Genomic DNA, 18,069 nt, shown 5'->3' on the forward strand with positions numbered 1-18,069 from the left:
CAAATATTCTAGACTGAATATTTGCTAATAAGTTCAGAGATTATTCAAACCAGAGAGGAAGAGAAAGTTCAACACGAAGTCCTCCCATAGGGCTTTTCATTGCTTTTACAGTTCCTCGATGTTGTTTAGCCGCATTTGCAACGATAGCTAAACCTAACCCTGTTCCTCCGGTATGTCTTGCTCTTGCTTCATCAATACGGTAAAACGGGCGGAATATTTGTTCCAGTTCTGTTTCTGGAACACCTAGGCCATCATCATCAACAGAGATAATCAGCCTCTCATTCTCATTCTCATTCTCATTCTCCAAGGAGATTACCACGTTAATTTGAGAATGTGCGTATTTTTGTGCATTTCGAATAATATTTTCCATTGCGCTAGCTAATAAAGTGACATTACCATTGATATAAAATTTTTGATGACTTGGTAACTCATTCTTTATCGCTAATGTAATGTTATTATGCTCTGTTTCGAATTTTGCATCTTCTAAAATCTCATGCCAGAGATCATCTACCACAAAAATTGCACGAGTAGCATGTTGATTTACTTGTTGGCGAGAAATGGCTAATAAATCAAGTACCATAGCATTCATTTTTTGGATTTCATTTTCGATACGTTGCGTTTCATTACTTTCGCCAAGTTTCTTTTTCAATATTGCTGTTGCAAGTTGTAAACGCGCTAAAGGTGTTTTTAATTCATGCGAAATATCCGATAAAAGCCGTTGCTGATGTTGTCTTAATTCTTTAAGAGAGGCGATCATATAATTCAGACTACGACCTACGTCACGAAATTCCTTTACACCTTGTCGTTCAATTTCCGGATTAATCTGTAATGAACCTCTTGCTACCGCATTTGCAGTTAAACGTAATGCTCGTAATGGACGTGTAATTCGCCATGATAGAATAAAAATGACAGGAAGTGTAAATGCAAGTAGTACTGCTGCCATCATTAAAGGATTGTCAAAAATATTATTTAGCCACGTTTCTTGTGTTTTTACTTTAAAAAGGTAATAAGCATTATATTTTCGTTTTACTGTTTCTAGGGGAAATGGGCCATTAATACGATAATCATCAATACTACGAGACATAGGGTGATTAGCCCCTTCTGTTTGATAAATAAAGGCTAAAAGTGGTTTCACATTACTTTGATCCATACCACTTACAATATCTGTTTCTGTATCAACGAGAATTAACTCTAAACCATTAGGGGTTTCAATAGAAATATCACGCTCAAAAGCATTATCAAGATCATATCTTTTTTTTACTTTTTCACTTTCTTTCTTTAAAAAACTAACATCTTGTTCTTTTATTGGCACTAATCTTCGTTCATCTAGTTGCGAAAAGGCAAAGGTAATAAAAAGAATGGAAAGAAATGTACAGCTAAAATAGATAAATAGTTTGAAAACTAAATAGTTTCTAACAGAGATTATATTTCTAATCATATATTTTACCAAAGAAAAATCCCCCGATTATCGGGGGACTATATCAATATTATTTTTCAGTTACTAATAAATAACCACGCCCACGCAAAGTTTTGAACCATGGCAAGTTGTCATTGCGTTCTGGTAATTTCTTGCGTAAGTTAGAAATATGCATATCAATTGCTCGGTCATAAGGCGTTAAACGCTTACCTAAAATTTCTAAACTTAGTAGTTCTCGAGAAAGAATTTGTCCTGGGTTACGTATAAGGATTTGCAATAAAGCAAATTCAGTCCCTGTTAAATCAAGTTCTTTACCTTCAAAAACAGCTTGCTGACGACCAGGATGCAACTCAACACCACCAAAAGAAAGTTGTTTGCCATTATCTTCTGGTGCAAGAGATACCGCAATAACTGGTTCTATCATATTAGGCATAGAAGTTGTCCTACGTAAAATCGCTTTAATTCGTGCAACTAACTCTCTGTCATTGAATGGTTTTGGAAGATAATCATCTGCGCCTAATTCTAATCCTAATACTCGGTCAATATCATCATCTCTTGCACTTAGCATGAGAACTGGAGTTGTTAATTTTTGGCGAACTTGCTTTAATGTTTCAATACCATTCAAAATAGGCATCATAATATCAAGCAAAATGATATCGTAAGATTGAAGTTCTAATTCAGTTAAGGCTTCCTGACCATTATGTACAACGGTAACACCAAATCCTTCCAAGAAGAGTAACTCTGCGAGTAATTCCGTTAGCTCAACATCATCATCTACAAGTAGTATTTTAGGCATACATAAATTCCTATTATTTATAATTATGTAAATTCAATGAGTTTACTTGATACTAACAATTTACAGTTTTTATAAAAATTGTCAATTATTCTAGGGTTTTTATTTGTTTCCAAATTTCATCTAGCTCATATAAAGTACAATCTTTCATCATTTTTCCTTGTGATTTTACGGTCTGTTCTACTTTTCTAAAACGGTTTTCAAATTTCACATTCGCTTGGCGTAAACAACCTTCGGCTTCCACCTGATAATGACGACAAAGATTGACCGTTGCAAAAAGGAGATCGCCCAATTCCTCGCCAAGTTGTTCAGTTCGGTCTGGATAGTGAGCAATTTCATCTTTGACTTCTTGAAGCTCTTCTTCCACTTTCGCTAATACATCTTGCGGATTATCCCAATCAAAACCGACTTTTGCACAACGTTTTTGCATTTTATGCGCTCGGGTTAAAGCAGGAAGTGCAAAAGGCAAATCGTCTAAAATTGAAGTTTGTTGCTGATGCTTCTCATCATTTGCTTTCTGTTCTTCCCACGTTTTTAATGCCTCTTCACTATCTTTGGCTTTTTTATTACCAAAAACGTGAGGGTGGCGGTAAATCAATTTATCATGAATATCCGTTAAAACATCATAAAAATCAAAACTGCCTTCTTCTTTTGCTAGTTGGCTTAAAAAAACAACTTGAAGTAATAAATCGCCTAACTCTTCTCTTAATGAGGTTCGATCTTGTTTATGGATAGCTTCCGCTACTTCATAGGTTTCTTCTAATAAGTGGGGGAGCATGGTGTCAAAATTTTGCGCTAAATCCCAAGGGCAGCCGGATTGCGGATCACGAAGTTGTGTAACAACATCAAGAAATTGGTCGATAGAAGGGCGTTTTTGCATTATTATTCCTTACAAGCGGTAAAAAATTTGAATTATTTTGCCATTTTAGCACAGAGTAATAAAAGGAAGGAATTTATGGCGCACGAGAAACTGACCAAGAAAAGATTGATGCAAATTATCATTATGCTGTGTATTTTAATCGCAGCATTTATTTATCGCACTTACACTTATTCGTAGTTATTTTGCAGATCCGAGCAGATAATTGCATTAAAGCATACCCAATTGATGAAATTTATGCTTTAATACAGCGATTTTTCTTTTAAACGACAACAAAAAGGTTTAAAAATGAGTTGGTTAGACAAAATTTTAGGTAGAGAATCTTCATCAAGCGTAGGCAAATCAAAAGTACCGGAAGGTGTTTGGACAAAATGCACTAGCTGTGATCAAGTTCTTTATAGTGAAGAATTAAAACGCAATATGGAAGTTTGCCCTAAATGCGATCACCATATGCGTATCAATGCAAGAACACGTTTATTAAATCTCTTAGATGAAGGTTCGGCGCAAGAGATTGCGGCAGAATTAGAGCCACAAGATATTTTAAAATTTAAAGATCTGAAAAAATATAAAGATCGTTTATCTGCTGCACAAAAAGAAACCGGCGAGAAAGACTCTTTCATCGTGATTTCAGGTACGCTTTACGGTATGCCGGTTGTCACTGCTGCATTTAATTTTGAATTTATGGGCGGCTCAATGGGTTCTGTTGTAGGAGCAAAATTTGTACGCGCGGCAGAAAAAGCATTAAATGAAAATATTCCGTTCATCTGTTTCTCTGCTTCGGGCGGTGCTCGTATGCAAGAAGCGTTATTCTCGTTAATGCAAATGGCAAAAACAAGTGCGATTTTAGCGAAAATGCGTGAAAAGGGCGTACCATTCATTTCTGTGCTTACAGATCCAACATTAGGTGGCGTTTCTGCAAGTTTAGCAATGTTGGGCGATTTGAATATTGCTGAACCTAAAGCGCTAATTGGTTTCGCCGGTCCTCGCGTGATTGAACAAACGGTACGTGAGAAATTACCGGAAGGCTTCCAACGTTCTGAGTTCTTATTAGAACACGGGGCAATAGATATGATCGTACATCGCAAAGATATGCGAGACACGCTTGCTCGTCTGTGTGCCAAAATGACAAATCAACCTTCACCGTTTAAAACGGGTGAATTGATTATTGAAGAGTAACTTTTTGAAAATATATAAATCCCTGTTAAAGCAGGGATTTTCTTTTGATTTATGATGACAGATTTAATTATCCCAAACCGTTCTGATAGTCTAGAAACTTGGCTGGCTTATTTAGAAAAAAGCCACTTTAAACCCATTGATATGGGGCTTAAACGGATAAAAAGCGTAGCTGCACAACTTGAGTTACTTAATCCTGCACCTTATGTCATAACCGTTGCAGGTACCAATGGAAAAGGCTCAACTTGCCGTTTTTTAGAGGTTGCGCTACTCAAAGCAGGTTTAACAGTGGGCGTTTATTCTTCACCTCATTTAATTCGCTACAATGAACGTGTCCGTATCAATGGCGACGTTTTAGCAGATCAATTTCATATTCAATCTTTTGCAGATATTAATGAAAAAAAGACCGCTTCTTTAACCTATTTTGAATTCAGTACATTATCAGCGCTCCAATTATTTAAAAATGCAAAATTGGATGTTGTCATTTTGGAAGTAGGATTAGGTGGACGTTTAGATGCAACGAATATTGTTGATCCTCATTTAGCCGTTATTACCTCTATTGACATCGATCACGTGGCTTTCTTAGGCGATAATCGAGAAGATATTGGTCGAGAAAAAGCAGGTATTTTCCGTGAACATATCCCCGTAGTTATTGGCGAACCGGATTGCCCAAATTCCATTTTAACTCACGCTAAACAATTACAATGTCACGTTATGCAAAGAGATGTTGATTGGCATTATTTTGTTAAAGCAGAGAGTTTCTCGTGGAAGGCATTAGATCAACAGTTTGTTGATTTACCTATGCCACTTATTCCTATACCCAACGCCGGAACGGCAATCGCGACACTAACCCAATTACCATTTAACATTAGTGAACAGGTTATTCGAGAAACACTATCTGAAGCACAAATGACAGGGCGTTTTCAGACCTTAACAACTTCTGACTTTGCTCAATTTAGTGGAATAATACCTAAAGCGAAAGTGATTATTGATGTGGGACATAATCCACACGCTGCACGTTATTTGGCAGAACGTCTGCAAGCGGTTAAAAAAGGCAAAATTTTTGCTATTTTTAGTTGCCTTGAAGATAAAGAATTATCCGGTATTGTTGAACCGTTAGATAATCTTATTGATGAATGGTTCTGTGTTGGATTAGATTGCTGGCGTGGACAACGTGGGGAAGCGGTATTGGAAAAATTGGTAAAATCTTTACCAAATGCGACCGCTTGTGCCTATGAAAATATTGCTCAAGCAACGCCTATTGCTTTTAATCAAGCTAAGGAACAGGACATTGTGTTGGTCTTTGGCTCTTTCCATACCGTAGCAGATTTAGTGATTTGGTTAAATCAATAATAAATTTTTGCGATCTTGCTCGAAAAAATGCATTTTGCAGTTTTCTTTTTTTTAAGCTTTTGTTTAGGATTATACATAAGGAGGGAAAATATGCGAAATGTACAACTTTATACAGATGGCTCTTGTAGTAGCCATCTTAAGGGAAAAGGATTAGGTGGAATAGGATATATTCTATATTTCCCAGATAATCAAACTCTCGAGCAAGGTAGCAAAGGATACTACTTGTCTAATAATAACCGAATGGAGCTTATTGCTGTCTTGGAAGGGTTAAAAAGCCTTAAAAAACCACATAATGTGAAAATTATTACTGATAGCCAATTTGTTGAAGCCGGTATTCAGAAATTACTATCCTCTCTAGAATTGCCTAAATCGGAACAGGATTTATGGCGAAAATTATCGCTTTTGATACAACAACATAAAATAAGTTGTAGCCGAAGCTCAAGCCACCCTCAGATAGAACAATGCCATAAATTAGCTAATAAAGCCCGAGAAACCCCCACTACATATGATTTGGGTATTATCCAAGAGGTCAATTTGCACCAAGAAATTAGGCAGCTCGAAGAAAAACAAAAACAATTAAAACGGCAAGTTCAAATGATACAAGCGCAAATTACTATTTTAAAATCAACATTAGAAATTATTTGTGAGAATAAATAAAAAAATCCCTCACATGAGGGAAAAATCATTAATAAACCTAGCACAGCTTGTGCTAGGTTTATTAGCAAAAAACATTAGCCTTTTTAAAGCACTTTCACAATGGCTTCTGCTAATGCTTCAATATTGCTGCTAGTAATGCCTGCAACGTTGATACGTCCAGAGCGAACCGCATAAATAGCAAACTCTTCACGTAAACGGTCTACTTGTTCAGGTGTTAAACCACTAAAAGAGAACATTCCATTTTGCTCATTGATAAAAGAGAAATCTTGAGTTGCACCTTTCTCTTTTAATAACTGAACTAATTGATTGCGCATCTCTTTAATGCGATTACGCATTTCTGTTAATTCTTCAATCCACGAAGCTTTAAGCGCTGGATCTGCTAATACTGTTGCAACGGTACTTGCGCCGTGTGCTGATGGGTTAGAGTAGAGTACACGAATAATGGATTTAACTTGTGTGAAAGCTCGATTTGCGACATCCGCATTTTCAGCCACCAGCGTAAATGCACCAACACGCTCATTATATAATCCGAAGTTTTTTGAATATGAGCTTGCAACCAATAATTCTTTATGGTTTTTAGCAAAGGCACGTAAACCATAAGCGTCTTCTTCTAAACCATTACCCAGACCTTGATAAGCAAAGTCAAATAATGGCAACCAGCCTTTTTCCGCAGATAAAGCTGCTAATGTTTCCCATTGTTCCGGTGTTGGATCAATACCGGTTGGGTTATGACAACAACCGTGGAACAACACTACATCGCCAGCTTCTGCTTGGCTTAAATCAGCAATGAGATTATTCCAATCTAAGCGGTTTGTTTTTGGATCGTAGTAGCGATAGTCTTTCACATTTAAGCCAACTGCAGCCATAATTGCATTATGGTTTGGCCAAGTTGGCGCCGAAATCCAAACATTTTTTGCAGAGGTGTTACGTTTGATAAATTCCGCTGCGATACGTAAAGCACCGGTGCCACCTAAACTTTGCGCCGTTTTCGCTCGACCAGAGGTAATCACTTCAGCATTTTCACCGAAAAGCAATACTTGGGTTTGGGCGTTATAAGCAGCCACACCATCAATCGTTAAATAATTTTTGGTCGTTTCTGTTTCTAATAATTGGCGTTCTGCGTCTTTAACAGCTTTAACGATAGTCGTTTTACCCTCATCGTTCATATAAACACCAATACCAAGATTGATTTTTCCAGCACGTGTTTCTGCTTTAAACGCTTCTCCTAACCCTAAAATTGGATCGGCTGGTGCTGCTTGAATATGATTAAACATTGACATGCTATTGTCCTCTAAAAGTTGTGTTTGAAATGAAATCTTTATAAAGCGAAATGCCATTTTTAGCAAGGGCTATCCATCATTTTCCTGTAAAATTTTTTGTACCAACGTTCTGTAATGGTTAAGCCATTGCTTTTTGTTGTTGGGTAATGGCTCTTCACGTTCAAAAATACCTTTCATCGCAGAAAATTGTTCAGGATATTGCCAATAAAGTCTTTTTAAACTGGCATAACTTGCTTGGAAAGAACGTTGTGCATAAGCAAAACCGTATAAGTCATGCCAATCAGTTTTATCTAGCTTGAGATATTTCGTCATTTTTTGATTGCCATTTTGGATATGGGGCAGAAGTGCTTGATTTCGGCTAAATTGCATTTGCGCTTTTTTGACAAATTGTTTGCCTTTCTCCGTCAAAGGATAGAGCATCATTGCGCTGTAATAACCACTACTGGCTTCTTTATTCGGCGTAATTTGGACTAATTCAAAACCGCATTGTTGCCAAAAATGGGTTAATGCTGCGGTTTGTCCAAAACTCACCGAAATAAAATCAACAAGCGGTTGTTTTTGTTTTGAGATTTGCAAAATGAAATCAGAAATTAACCGCTTGCCAATACCTTGATTTTGGAAATGAGGTTCAACGGCAATACGAGAAATTCGGATAGAGTATAACTGCGGAGCTTCGGGTAGATTACCTTGATAGCAAAGATATTGCGCCACTAAATTCCCTTGAGGGCGCCGTTCTCCTCGCCAAATGGCTTGAGAAAGTTCATTATCTAGCCCTCCTTCATTGATCGCCCAAATCCCACCAATAAGCAGCCCGTTTTCTGAATAAGGAAATAAAATCTGATTTTCGCCATCAAATAAACGGCGTAAATCCGTAGGCGTTGTTTTATAGTGCGCTGCGGCAAGAAGGCGATAAAAGTCGGTTTTTGTTATATTTTTTTGATGAGCGTGATGAATTTCATCATCGAGTAGTAATAATCGATCCACAAAATGTTCGAGTGGATCATTTTCCTGCCAACGTAGCGGCTGAGTTAATTGCCATTGTTTAACGCTTCGACTTAGAAGCGGTAGTAATTTTAACGAAAAGCCTCGTCCTGTTCCTTCATAATTATGCGTTGTTGTCGTTAAAACAATTTTATGAAACACCTCACAAAACCTAACGAGTAACGGCAAAGGCAAACTGGCAGCTTCATCAATAAATAGCCAGCTTTGAGCGTTGTACGTTTGTTCTTCAATCTGCTTGATAAGCACATCCGGCGAAAGGAATTGAATATGCTCAGATTGGTTTATTCGCCAAAAGTTAGGTAAAGCAGTTTGACTACGGGCGGTAATAAGCACAGGGGAGTGTTGTACAATTTGTTCTGCTAATTTGCCCGCTAGGGTGGATTTCCCTCGTCCTCTAGGTGCGATAATAAGATGAATGTCTGCACTATCAAGCGGTAAATTTTCAAAAATATTTTGCTGTTGCGGCGTAAATTGGTGAAATCCAACGGGATTCTGACCGCTTGTAGGATAAGAAAATTCTGCCGTAACCTCAAAATGAAACGCATGAATACATTTTTTGAAGTAATGATAGAAATGAGGTGTGGCGATGAGTTCGTTATCGTTCCAACGTAACGCATCTTCATCCATAATCTCATTTAAATTATGCCAATGAGGGCAGATAAGATAAAGTGTTCCATTATCTTGAATTGTACCTGCAACAATAGCAAAGGCTTCCAAATGAAAATTCACGCCATTTGAAGCTCTCATATCAAAAAAAGCGAAAGCGTGTTCCGAACCTAACAACGTTTTAGCATTGGAAAATGGGATTTTTCGCCAATTTGAGAACCTATAGTTTCGTGGCAATGTAACGCTTTTTTCTTTATCAGAAGATAGAACAGGAAGGATAATATGGGAAAAGTTTTCAGCACCTTCAAGAAAATCAGGTGCTGAAGTCAAAATAACGAGTTTTCTCATAGCCTTGGAAATTAGCTTTCGATAACTTTTTCAGAGAGGTACGGATCAGCAAAACCGAGTTTTTGCATAATTTCCGTTTCTAGCCCTTCCATTTCTTCGGCTTCTTCATCTTCAATATGATCATAGCCTAACAAATGCAATGTACCGTGAATGGCTAAATGCGCCCAATGAGATTCAAGGGATATTTGCTGTTCTTCCACCTCTTTTTCTACCACTTGGCGGCAGATGACTAAATCGCCTAATAGCGGCAATTCAATACCTTCCGGCACCTCAAAAGGAAAAGAGAGTACATTGGTTGGTTTATCTTTACCACGATAGGTCAGGTTTAATTCGTGGCTCTCGGCTTCATCAACAATGCGAATAGTCATTTCCGTTTCAGGAAAATCCTCCGTTTGAGCTTCATAAGCCAGCGCTGTTTTCACCCAAAGAGTTAATTGTTCTAAGCTGGGTAAATTTTCACTATTTTCACAGGCAATCTGTAAATCAATCATTGGTATTGTCATAAATACTTTTTCCTTAAATCTAAATTGGTAGTTATTTTACCCGAAGAGGGAAGGGGAAAACTATGACTTTTTTAATTTGAAATTCTATTTATTTACCTATTAAATTAAATCGTTAAATCTAAGTAAATACAAGGATATGATACTAGATATTTTGTAAAATATATTCAATAATAAGGCGCTGTTTAATAAAATTTAAACAGACATAAGAATAATAGTAAATTTTATATATTGAGGGTATATGGCAGCAGAAGGTGCAAATCAATTAGTGAGCGTTGTTACGCTACTGGGCGCAGCAATTATTGCTGTACCTATTTTTAAACGATTGGGATTAGGTTCAGTATTAGGCTATCTCGCCGCTGGGATCGCCATTGGTCCTTTTGGACTAAAACTTTTCTCGGATTCCCAATCTATCATACATATTGCTGAACTCGGCGTAGTAATGTTTCTGTTCATTATCGGATTAGAAATGAAACCCTCCCATCTTTGGGGATTACGCCGTCAGATTTTTGGGTTAGGTAGCGCTCAAGTCGTTACGAGTGCCATTTTATTGACTTTTGTCGGTATGGCTTTTGGTTTTCCATGGCAAGTGGCATTTATTGGTGGAGCAGGCTTTGTTTTAACATCAACAGCTATCGTGATGCAAGTGTTAAGCGAACGTGGTGATATGGCAAGCTACCGTGGGCAAAAGATGGTCTCTATTTTGCTTTTTGAAGATCTGATTATTGTGCCATTGTTAGCGGTTGTTACATTCCTTTCTCCACTAGAAGCTAATGACGTTGCTAATGCACAACCAGTGTGGCAAAAAATTGGGATCGCCGGCTTGTCTGTTACAGCGTTAGTGATTGCTGGAATTTGGTTACTAAACCCGCTTTTCCGTATTTTGGCAAAAACTAAAATCCGTGAACTGATGACTGCTGCAGCGTTATTCGTAGTCTTAGGTTCGGCATTATTGATGGAAAAAGGTGGGCTTTCTACTGCAATGGGGGCTTTTGTCGCTGGGGTGTTACTTTCTGAATCAAGCTTCCGACACCAATTAGAAGCAGATATTGAGCCGTTTAGAGGTTTGCTATTAGGTTTATTCTTCCTTGGTGTAGGAATGGCGTTAGATTTAAATATCGTCTTTAATAACTGGTTAGTCATTCTTTCTATTGTATTAGCGATGATGTTTGTTAAATCACTGGCAATTTTCATTATTGCTAAATTGGCAAAAAGCACTAATTCGACAGCTATGGATAGAGCCGTTGTAATGGCGCAAGGTGGGGAGTTCGCTTTTGTGCTTTATGCAGCAGCTGCAACCCAAGGCGTAATTACCTCTGAAATCCAAGCGAATTTTACAGCGATTGTGGTGCTTTCAATGATTTTTGCGCCATTAACGATTATTTTACACAATAAATTTGTTGTGCCTCGTTTAGCTGATAAAGGCGAGCAACAATCTGAAGATCATATTGATGAGCAGCACCCAATTATTTTAGTGGGAATTGGGCGTTATGGGCAGATTGTTAATCACATTTTAACTATGTCTGGCTATCATCCAACGGTTATTGACCTCAATGCAAAACAGGTTGAATCAGCAAGGCATTTTGGTATTAAAAGTTACTATGGTAATGCTACACGTCCGGAGTTATTACACAATGCAGGAATTGAAACCGCTGAATTATTGATTGTTGCGGTGGATGATAAACAACAAGCACTACATATTGTAGAACTTGCTCGTTCAATGAATCCGAATATTAAAATTCTAGCTCGAGCTTATGACCGTCGCCATGTATTTGAGCTTTATAAATCAGGTGCAGATATTCAAGTTCGAGAAACCTTTGACTCTGCGGTACGAAGCAGTCGTAAAGCATTAGAAATTTTAGGTATTGAACACGAAGTGGCAGATGAAATCTGCAAATACTATTTCGACCGAGATCGTCATCGTGTGAAATTAATGGCAGAAGTTTATGATCCTAAACTTGAGATTTTCAAAAATGCGGAAATGCGGAAAATTGCATTAGCAGAAGATCAAGAAACGATGCTTGAAATTCAAAATATTCTCACTCGAGCAAGAGAAAATAATTCCTAATTGAAATGTCTAATTTGGCTATGGATATTCATAGCCAATTTTAACAAGCGGTCTTTTTTACCCTAAAAATTGCAATCCCCTTAATTTTCTCATTAAGGGGATTTTTTTTAAATCACAATATCGGACTCGGCAAATTTAACCGCAAGAAAATCAATCAATAATCGGGCTGATGGCTCGCCGATCAACTTAGGGCTAGCAACAAAATAATGTTGCGACAAGCAGAGTGTTTTGGTAACAATTTCACTATCTTCAAATGGATACGGACGAACGCGCAAAGCAAAATCTAGCCGTTCTTTAATTAAATCAACCTCTCTATTTGTACTCTCTACGAATCGAGAACACTCTCGGCTTTTTTGTCATTTAAAGTGCGGTTATAATCCACGAGATTTTTATACGGAGAGCATCATGAGCGTAGATAAAATTTTAGCAAAAACAAAAGATGTAGGCGGTATTTCTGTTGCGCGTTTATTGCCACAACCAGAGCGAAAAACCGTTGGGGCGTGGTGTTTTTTAGATCATGCAGGTCCTGCGGAATTTGAGGAAAATTCATTAGGCTTACAAGTAGGCTTACATCCGCATACCAATCTTCAAACTTTTACGTGGATGCTACAAGGCGAAGTTTGGCACCAAGATAGTCTTGGTAATCGCCAGCTTATTCGCCCTAAACAAGTGAATTTGATGACCGCTGGAACAGGGGCAAATTATGGTATTAGCCATACGGAGCAAACCCCTGAAGGTGTGCACGATTTACATGCGGTACAACTTTGGATTGCCTTGCCGATGAACCAAGAAATCAAACCGAATTTTGAGCATTATCCTGTATTACCTGAATGGAGCGAAAACGGTATTGATTATGTACTAACCACAGGTAGTTATTTAGGTCGCACTGCACCAACTACGCAATTTAGCCCGTTGGTTGGGGTAGATATGCAATTTAGAAATGCCCAAGTTTTTGATATTGACCGTGTACCAACCTTTGAATATGGCATTTTGGTTCTAAAAGGCGAAGTCAAAGTAAACGGCGTGAGTTATAAAGCGGATGAGCTAGCGGTCTTATTTGACTGCCAAAATGCAAATGGCGAATTAGATCTTTGGGCTGAAGCCGGTTCTCACATTATGCTATTAGGCGGAGAGCCTTTACCTCATCCAACCGTTATTTGGTGGAACTTTGTGGCAAACAGCAAAGAAGCGCTTAAACAAGCGGTGGAAGATTGGAATAACGGTCACTCCCGTTTTGGCGATATTAATTTGGAAGGAACGGTATTGAAGCGTTTACCTGCACCAAGAGTACCAGAGAAATTACGTTAATTTAAAAGCATTGTTATCTAAAGAAAATTATTTACTATAAGTAAATAGTGTTTTTACCTTTTTATAGTTTATCTATAAATATGAAAGTATATAATAGCGTCCATCAGATAACAATGTGAGGTTTATATGAAAAAATTAGCAAATATTCGTCGTGCTCCAGCAAAATATTGGGTTGGAGATGGTTTTGAAGTTCAATCAATGTTTAGTTATAACGAGAGAAATGAAAATTTAAGTCCGTTCTTATTGGTGGATTATAATCCACCTCGTTATTTTGAACCAAATAGAGAATTCCACCCACGTGGAGTAGGAGAGCATCCGCATCGTGGTTTTGAAACGGTAACCGTTGCTTATCAAGGCGAAGTTTCGCATAGCGACTCTTATGGTGGAGGCGGTACAATTGGGACTGGCGATGTGCAATGGATGACAGCCGGCTCAGGCTTAATGCATCAAGAATTCCATTCTGAAAAATTTTCTAAAGAGGGAGGAATGTTCGAAATGGTGCAACTTTGGGTAAATTTACCGGCAAAAGACAAAATGACAACCCCAAAATATCAAGCCATTATATCAGCAGAAATTCCAGTTGTTGAGTTTGCCGATAATGCCGGTTACGCTCGTTTAATTGCAGGGAATTTAAATAATGTAAATGGTGCAGCAAGTACCTTTACACCTGTAAATATGTGGGATGTTCGTCTAAATGCAGGTAAAAGCAATCTGTTTGCTGTACCAGAGAGCCATAACTTAATTGTATTGGTGCTTGATGGCGAAGTTAAAATCAATGGTAGCGATGTTGCCAAAACAGGTGAATTAGCTACATTTGTGCGAGGAGGTTCAGATGTTGAACTCGCAGCCAATAAAGACTCAAAAATCCTGATTTTAACCGGCGAACCAATTGATGAGCCTATTGTGGGTTATGGTCCATTTGTTATGAATAGCGAAGCCGAAATTGTGCAAGCAATTCGTGATGTACAAGCAGGTAAATTTGGTTCGATTGCACAATAATGTGTAAATAATTAAGAAATCTGATGGGGATGAGTAGAAACATTAAAATCGGATTTCTTCTTATTTTATTATATTTAACATAATCTACATTATACGAAATTAAATTATATGTTAATTTACGAATATTTTTATTTTTAATACACCTTTGATGGTATTTTGCTAATCTAGATCAAAATTTATTTATTATTTCTTTAATTCAACTCGTGAATTGTGTATTCTATGCAAGTATTCACGCCTTGCGTGTTTAGGTATAAATCCGTTCAAACGAAATTAAGGTATTTGACATGTCTAAAAATTTAATTCTTATCCTTAACTGTGGTAGCTCATCTTTAAAATTTGCTATCTTAGATCCAAAAACAGGTGATGAAAAATTATCTGGTCTAGCAGAAGCGTTTCATTTAGAAGATGCTCGCATTAAATGGAAATTAAATGGCGAAAAAGGCAATGCTGATTTAGGTGCTGGTGCAGCACACAGCGAGGCACTTACATTTATCGCAAATGAGTTATTATCAGAAGAATTAAAAGCAAGTATCGGTGCTATCGGTCATCGCATCGTTCATGGTGGAGAGAAATTCACATCATCTGTTGTTATCAATGATGACGTTGTTAAAGGTATTGAAGATGCAATTCAATTTGCACCACTTCACAACCCTGCTCACTTAATCGGTATTAAAGAAGCATTCCGTATTTTCCCTGAATTAAAAGAGAAAAATGTTGCAGTTTTTGATACTGCATTCCATCAAACTATGCCAGAAGAAGCATATTTATATGCGCTTCCATATGCTTTATATAAAGAGCATGGTATTCGTCGTTATGGTGCTCATGGTACAAGCCACTTATTCATTTCTCGTGAAGTTGCTGAGCGCGTAGGTAAACCAGTTGATCAAGTAAATACTATTGTATGTCACTTAGGTAATGGTGGTTCTGTTTCTGTGGTTCGTAACGGTAAATGTATTGACACATCAATGGGTTTAACACCATTAGAAGGTTTAGTAATGGGTACTCGTTCAGGCGATATCGATCCGGCTATCATCTTCTACCTATACAAAAACCTTGGTATGTCAATGGAGCAAATTGAAGATACTTTAGTGAAAAAATCAGGTCTTTTAGGTTTAACTGAAGTAACAAGTGACTGCCGTTATGCAGAAGATAACTATGATGATGCTTCTAAACCTGAAGCAAAACGTGCATTAGATGTTTATGCGTACCGTTTAGCAAAATACATCGGTGCATATATGGCAATTTTAGGTGATTCACACCTAGATGCTATTGCATTTACTGGTGGTATTGGTGAAAACTCAGGTCACGTACGTGAACTTACTTTAAACCACTTAAAATTATTCGGTATTAAAGTTGATAACGATCGTAACTTAGCAGCACGTTTCGGTAAAGAAGGTGTAATTACAACAGACGATTCTGCATTCAAAGCGATTGTTATCCCAACAAACGAAGAATTAGTGATTGCACAAGATACCGCTAAATTAGCATTATAATTTCTAAGGGCAGACCACTCTGCCCTTTTTCACTTTTAAAATCGGAACATATTAAAATGTCTAGAACTATTATTCTTATCCCTACAACAACGGGCGTGGGTTTGACCAGTGTTAGTCTTGGTCTTGTTCACGCATTGGAACAAAAAGGTACTAAAGTTGGTTTCTTAAAACCAATTGCTCAGCCAATCACTGGCGAAGATACCTTAGACCGCTCTACTTCAATCATTAAAGCATCTCAAACGACTGAAATTGGTGAGCCATTTATGTTAAGTGAGGCTGAAACGCTTATCGGTCAAAATCAAACAGATGTTTTATTAGAAAAAATCGTTGCACGCCACCAAGCATTAGCAAAAAACAACGAAATCATTGTTGTGGAAGGTTTAATTCCAACCCGTAAAAACTCTTATGCGAACAGCATTAACTATGAAATGGCTCAAGCATTAGATGCTGAGATCGTATTAGTAGCAGCACCTGGTTCAGATAAACCGGCTCAATTAAAAGAGCGTGTTGAAGCAGCAGCATCAGAATTTGGTGGTCGTCATAACCCTAACCTACTTGGTGTTGTGATCAATAAATTCAATGCGCCGGTTGATGAATCTGGTCGCACTCGCCCAGATTTAACAGAAATTTTCGACTCATTCCAACACAGCACACAAAATGTTGCTGAGGTTGAAGCATTATTTGCAAAAAGCCCAATTAAACTACTCGCTTGTGTTGAATGGAAAGCAGATCTTATTGCAACACGTGCCGTAGACTTAGCAAAACATTTACATGCTGCAATCATCAATGAAGGTGAACTTAATACTCGCCGTATTCGTGGTGTAAGTTTCTGTGCAAGAAGCTTACCACATATGGTTGATCACTTTAGAGCAGGTAACTTATTAGTTACTTCAGCAGACCGCCCAGAAGTATTAGTTGCAGCTTCATTAGCTGTTATGAATGGTGTAGAAATCGGTGCAATTTTATTAACCGGTGGTTATAAAATTGAAAACTCAATTGCTAAACTTTGCCAACAAGCATTTGAAACCGGTGTACCGGTATTCCGTGTAGAAGGTAACACATGGCAAACTGCACTTAACCTCCAAAGCTTCAGTTTAGAAGTACCGGTAGATGACAAAGAACGTATCTTAGCAATTAAAGAATACGTTGCAAGCCAATTAAATTCAGGCTTTATCGAAGAGGTTTCTAAAGGTGCAACACGTGCTCGCCGCTTATCGCCAGCAGCATTCCGTTATCAATTAACAGAATTTGCTCGTTCAGCGAAAAAACGTATCGTATTACCAGAAGGTGACGAACCACGTACAGTGAAAGCTGCTGCATTATGTGCAGAACGTGGTATTGCAGAATGTGTACTTTTAGCAAACCCAGTTGATGTACAACGTGTTGCAGAAGCACAAGGCGTAGTTTTAGGTAAAGGTATTACCATTATTAATCCTGCGGATGTCCGTGAAAATTACGTTGCTCGTTTAGTTGAGTTACGTAAAGCAAAAGGTATGACGGAAGAGTCTGCTCGTGAGCAATTAGAAGACACTGTTGTACTTGGTACTATGATGTTAGAAGCAAACGAAGTTGATGGCTTAGTTTCAGGTGCCGTTCACACCACAGCGAATACAATTCGTCCACCAATGCAAATTATCAAAACAGCACCAGGTAGCTCAATTGTATCTTCTATCTTCTTTATGTTATTACCAGACCAAGTGCTTGTATATGGTGACTGTGCGGTAAACCCAGATCCAAATGCAGAACAATTAGCTGAAATCGCAATTCAATCTGCAGATTCTGCAAAAGCCTTTGGTATTGAGCCTCGTGTTGCAATGATCTCTTACTCAACCGGTACATCAGGTTCTGGTGCAGATGTAGAGAAAGTGAAAGAAGCAACACGTATTGCACAAGAAAAACGTCCAGACTTAATTATTGACGGTCCATTACAATATGACGCAGCGGTAATGGAAGATGTGGCTCGTTCTAAAGCGCCAAATTCTCCGGTTGCAGGTAAAGCGACTGTATTTGTCTTCCCAGACTTAAATACAGGTAATACAACTTATAAAGCGGTACAACGTTCAGCAGATTTAGTTTCTATCGGTCCAATGCTTCAAGGTATGCGTAAACCGGTTAATGACTTATCTCGTGGTGCGTTGGTTGATGATATCGTTTACACCATCGCATTAACCGCAATCCAAGCAACTCAAGCTTAA

General features: G+C 38.0%; 15 protein-coding genes. 8 read left to right on the forward strand and 7 right to left on the reverse strand.

The window, feature by feature from the left end; genetic code table 11:
- Positions 1-40: 40 nt before the first annotated feature.
- From cpxA to mazG, 3 genes are all read right to left on the reverse strand, one after another.
- Positions 41-1,438 carry an envelope stress sensor histidine kinase CpxA gene (cpxA, locus tag AM305_RS05955; protein ID WP_081453543.1) on the reverse strand — a complete coding sequence of 466 codons (1,398 nt, stop codon included), beginning with the start codon at positions 1,436-1,438 and terminating at the stop codon, positions 41-43.
- A 49-nt stretch (positions 1,439-1,487) separates the two neighbouring features.
- Positions 1,488-2,213 carry a response regulator gene (locus tag AM305_RS05960; protein ID WP_005824071.1) on the reverse strand — a complete coding sequence of 242 codons (726 nt, stop codon included), beginning with the start codon at positions 2,211-2,213 and terminating at the stop codon, positions 1,488-1,490.
- An 85-nt stretch (positions 2,214-2,298) separates the two neighbouring features.
- Positions 2,299-3,090: a nucleoside triphosphate pyrophosphohydrolase gene (mazG, locus tag AM305_RS05965; RefSeq protein WP_005824072.1), complete on the reverse strand. Its 792-nt coding sequence runs from the start codon at positions 3,088-3,090 to the stop codon at positions 2,299-2,301.
- Between the two features lie 285 nt (positions 3,091-3,375).
- Here mazG and accD point away from each other — a divergent pair, with 285 nt between their 5' ends.
- From accD to AM305_RS11830, 3 genes are all read left to right on the forward strand, one after another.
- Positions 3,376-4,263: an acetyl-CoA carboxylase, carboxyltransferase subunit beta gene (accD, locus tag AM305_RS05970; protein ID WP_005824076.1), complete on the forward strand. Its 888-nt coding sequence runs from the start codon at positions 3,376-3,378 to the stop codon at positions 4,261-4,263.
- A gap of 54 nt (positions 4,264-4,317) precedes the next feature.
- Complete coding sequence (gene folC, locus AM305_RS05975) at positions 4,318-5,613, forward strand: bifunctional tetrahydrofolate synthase/dihydrofolate synthase (RefSeq protein WP_005824077.1); 1,296 nt, start codon at positions 4,318-4,320, stop codon at positions 5,611-5,613.
- Between the two features lie 90 nt (positions 5,614-5,703).
- Positions 5,704-6,270, forward strand: coding sequence for a ribonuclease HI (locus tag AM305_RS11830; RefSeq protein WP_005824080.1), 567 nt, complete (start codon positions 5,704-5,706; stop codon positions 6,268-6,270).
- Positions 6,271-6,353: 83 nt separating this feature from the next.
- Here the strand turns inward: AM305_RS11830 and AM305_RS05985 are convergent, their stop codons facing one another.
- The 3 genes from AM305_RS05985 to ybeY form a co-directional block, all read right to left on the reverse strand.
- Positions 6,354-7,550, reverse strand: coding sequence for an amino acid aminotransferase (locus tag AM305_RS05985; RefSeq protein ID WP_005824082.1), 1,197 nt, complete (start codon positions 7,548-7,550; stop codon positions 6,354-6,356).
- 69 nt (positions 7,551-7,619) lie between these two features.
- Complete coding sequence (locus tag AM305_RS05990; protein WP_193594273.1) at positions 7,620-9,506, reverse strand: GNAT family N-acetyltransferase; 1,887 nt, start codon at positions 9,504-9,506, stop codon at positions 7,620-7,622.
- Positions 9,507-9,517: 11 nt separating this feature from the next.
- Positions 9,518-10,009, reverse strand: a complete 492-nt coding sequence (ybeY, locus tag AM305_RS05995) for an rRNA maturation RNase YbeY (protein WP_005824085.1) — start codon at positions 10,007-10,009, stop codon at positions 9,518-9,520.
- A gap of 238 nt (positions 10,010-10,247) precedes the next feature.
- Between ybeY and AM305_RS06000 the strand changes: the two genes are divergently transcribed.
- The gene (locus AM305_RS06000; RefSeq protein ID WP_005824087.1) at positions 10,248-12,074 is read left to right on the forward strand and encodes a monovalent cation:proton antiporter-2 (CPA2) family protein; all 1,827 of its coding nucleotides are present in this window, start codon (positions 10,248-10,250) and stop codon (positions 12,072-12,074) included.
- 107 nt (positions 12,075-12,181) lie between these two features.
- Here AM305_RS06000 and AM305_RS12450 read toward each other — a convergent pair whose 3' ends face one another.
- Entirely contained in the window at positions 12,182-12,349 is a 168-nt protein-coding gene (locus tag AM305_RS12450) for a hypothetical protein (RefSeq protein WP_005824089.1), read from the reverse strand.
- Between the two features lie 130 nt (positions 12,350-12,479).
- Here AM305_RS12450 and AM305_RS06005 point away from each other — a divergent pair, with 130 nt between their 5' ends.
- The 4 genes from AM305_RS06005 to pta all read left to right on the forward strand — a co-directional run bounded on the left by AM305_RS06005 (position 12,480) and on the right by pta (position 18,069).
- A complete protein-coding gene (locus tag AM305_RS06005) occupies positions 12,480-13,382 on the forward strand; it encodes a pirin family protein (RefSeq protein WP_005824091.1) in 903 nt (300 codons plus the stop codon).
- Between the two features lie 126 nt (positions 13,383-13,508).
- Positions 13,509-14,381, forward strand: a complete 873-nt coding sequence (locus AM305_RS06010; protein ID WP_005824093.1) for a pirin family protein — start codon at positions 13,509-13,511, stop codon at positions 14,379-14,381.
- Between the two features lie 284 nt (positions 14,382-14,665).
- Positions 14,666-15,874: an acetate kinase gene (locus AM305_RS06015; protein WP_005824095.1), complete on the forward strand. Its 1,209-nt coding sequence runs from the start codon at positions 14,666-14,668 to the stop codon at positions 15,872-15,874.
- A 56-nt stretch (positions 15,875-15,930) separates the two neighbouring features.
- Positions 15,931-18,069 carry a phosphate acetyltransferase gene (gene pta, locus AM305_RS06020; RefSeq protein ID WP_005824097.1) on the forward strand — a complete coding sequence of 713 codons (2,139 nt, stop codon included), beginning with the start codon at positions 15,931-15,933 and terminating at the stop codon, positions 18,067-18,069.

Source organism: Actinobacillus minor NM305 (assembly GCF_000175195.1).
In the GTDB taxonomy this organism is placed as follows: Bacteria; Pseudomonadota; Gammaproteobacteria; order Enterobacterales; family Pasteurellaceae; genus Haemophilus_A; species Haemophilus_A minor.

Excerpts from the sequence above, each read along its gene's own strand:
- cpxA (WP_081453543.1), bottom strand. The coding sequence starts at position 1,438 with ATGATTAGAAATATAATCTCTGTTAGAAACTATTTAGTTTTCAAACTA.
- AM305_RS05960 (WP_005824071.1), bottom strand. The coding sequence starts at position 2,213 with ATGCCTAAAATACTACTTGTAGATGATGATGTTGAGCTAACGGAATTA.
- mazG (WP_005824072.1), bottom strand. The coding sequence starts at position 3,090 with ATGCAAAAACGCCCTTCTATCGACCAATTTCTTGATGTTGTTACACAA.
- accD (WP_005824076.1), top strand. The coding sequence starts at position 3,376 with ATGAGTTGGTTAGACAAAATTTTAGGTAGAGAATCTTCATCAAGCGTA.
- folC (WP_005824077.1), top strand. The coding sequence starts at position 4,318 with ATGACAGATTTAATTATCCCAAACCGTTCTGATAGTCTAGAAACTTGG.
- AM305_RS11830 (WP_005824080.1), top strand. The coding sequence starts at position 5,704 with ATGCGAAATGTACAACTTTATACAGATGGCTCTTGTAGTAGCCATCTT.
- AM305_RS05985 (WP_005824082.1), bottom strand. The coding sequence starts at position 7,550 with ATGTCAATGTTTAATCATATTCAAGCAGCACCAGCCGATCCAATTTTA.
- AM305_RS05990 (WP_193594273.1), bottom strand. The coding sequence starts at position 9,506 with ATGAGAAAACTCGTTATTTTGACTTCAGCACCTGATTTTCTTGAAGGT.
- ybeY (WP_005824085.1), bottom strand. The coding sequence starts at position 10,009 with ATGACAATACCAATGATTGATTTACAGATTGCCTGTGAAAATAGTGAA.
- AM305_RS06000 (WP_005824087.1), top strand. The coding sequence starts at position 10,248 with ATGGCAGCAGAAGGTGCAAATCAATTAGTGAGCGTTGTTACGCTACTG.
- AM305_RS06005 (WP_005824091.1), top strand. The coding sequence starts at position 12,480 with ATGAGCGTAGATAAAATTTTAGCAAAAACAAAAGATGTAGGCGGTATT.
- AM305_RS06010 (WP_005824093.1), top strand. The coding sequence starts at position 13,509 with ATGAAAAAATTAGCAAATATTCGTCGTGCTCCAGCAAAATATTGGGTT.
- AM305_RS06015 (WP_005824095.1), top strand. The coding sequence starts at position 14,666 with ATGTCTAAAAATTTAATTCTTATCCTTAACTGTGGTAGCTCATCTTTA.
- pta (WP_005824097.1), top strand. The coding sequence starts at position 15,931 with ATGTCTAGAACTATTATTCTTATCCCTACAACAACGGGCGTGGGTTTG.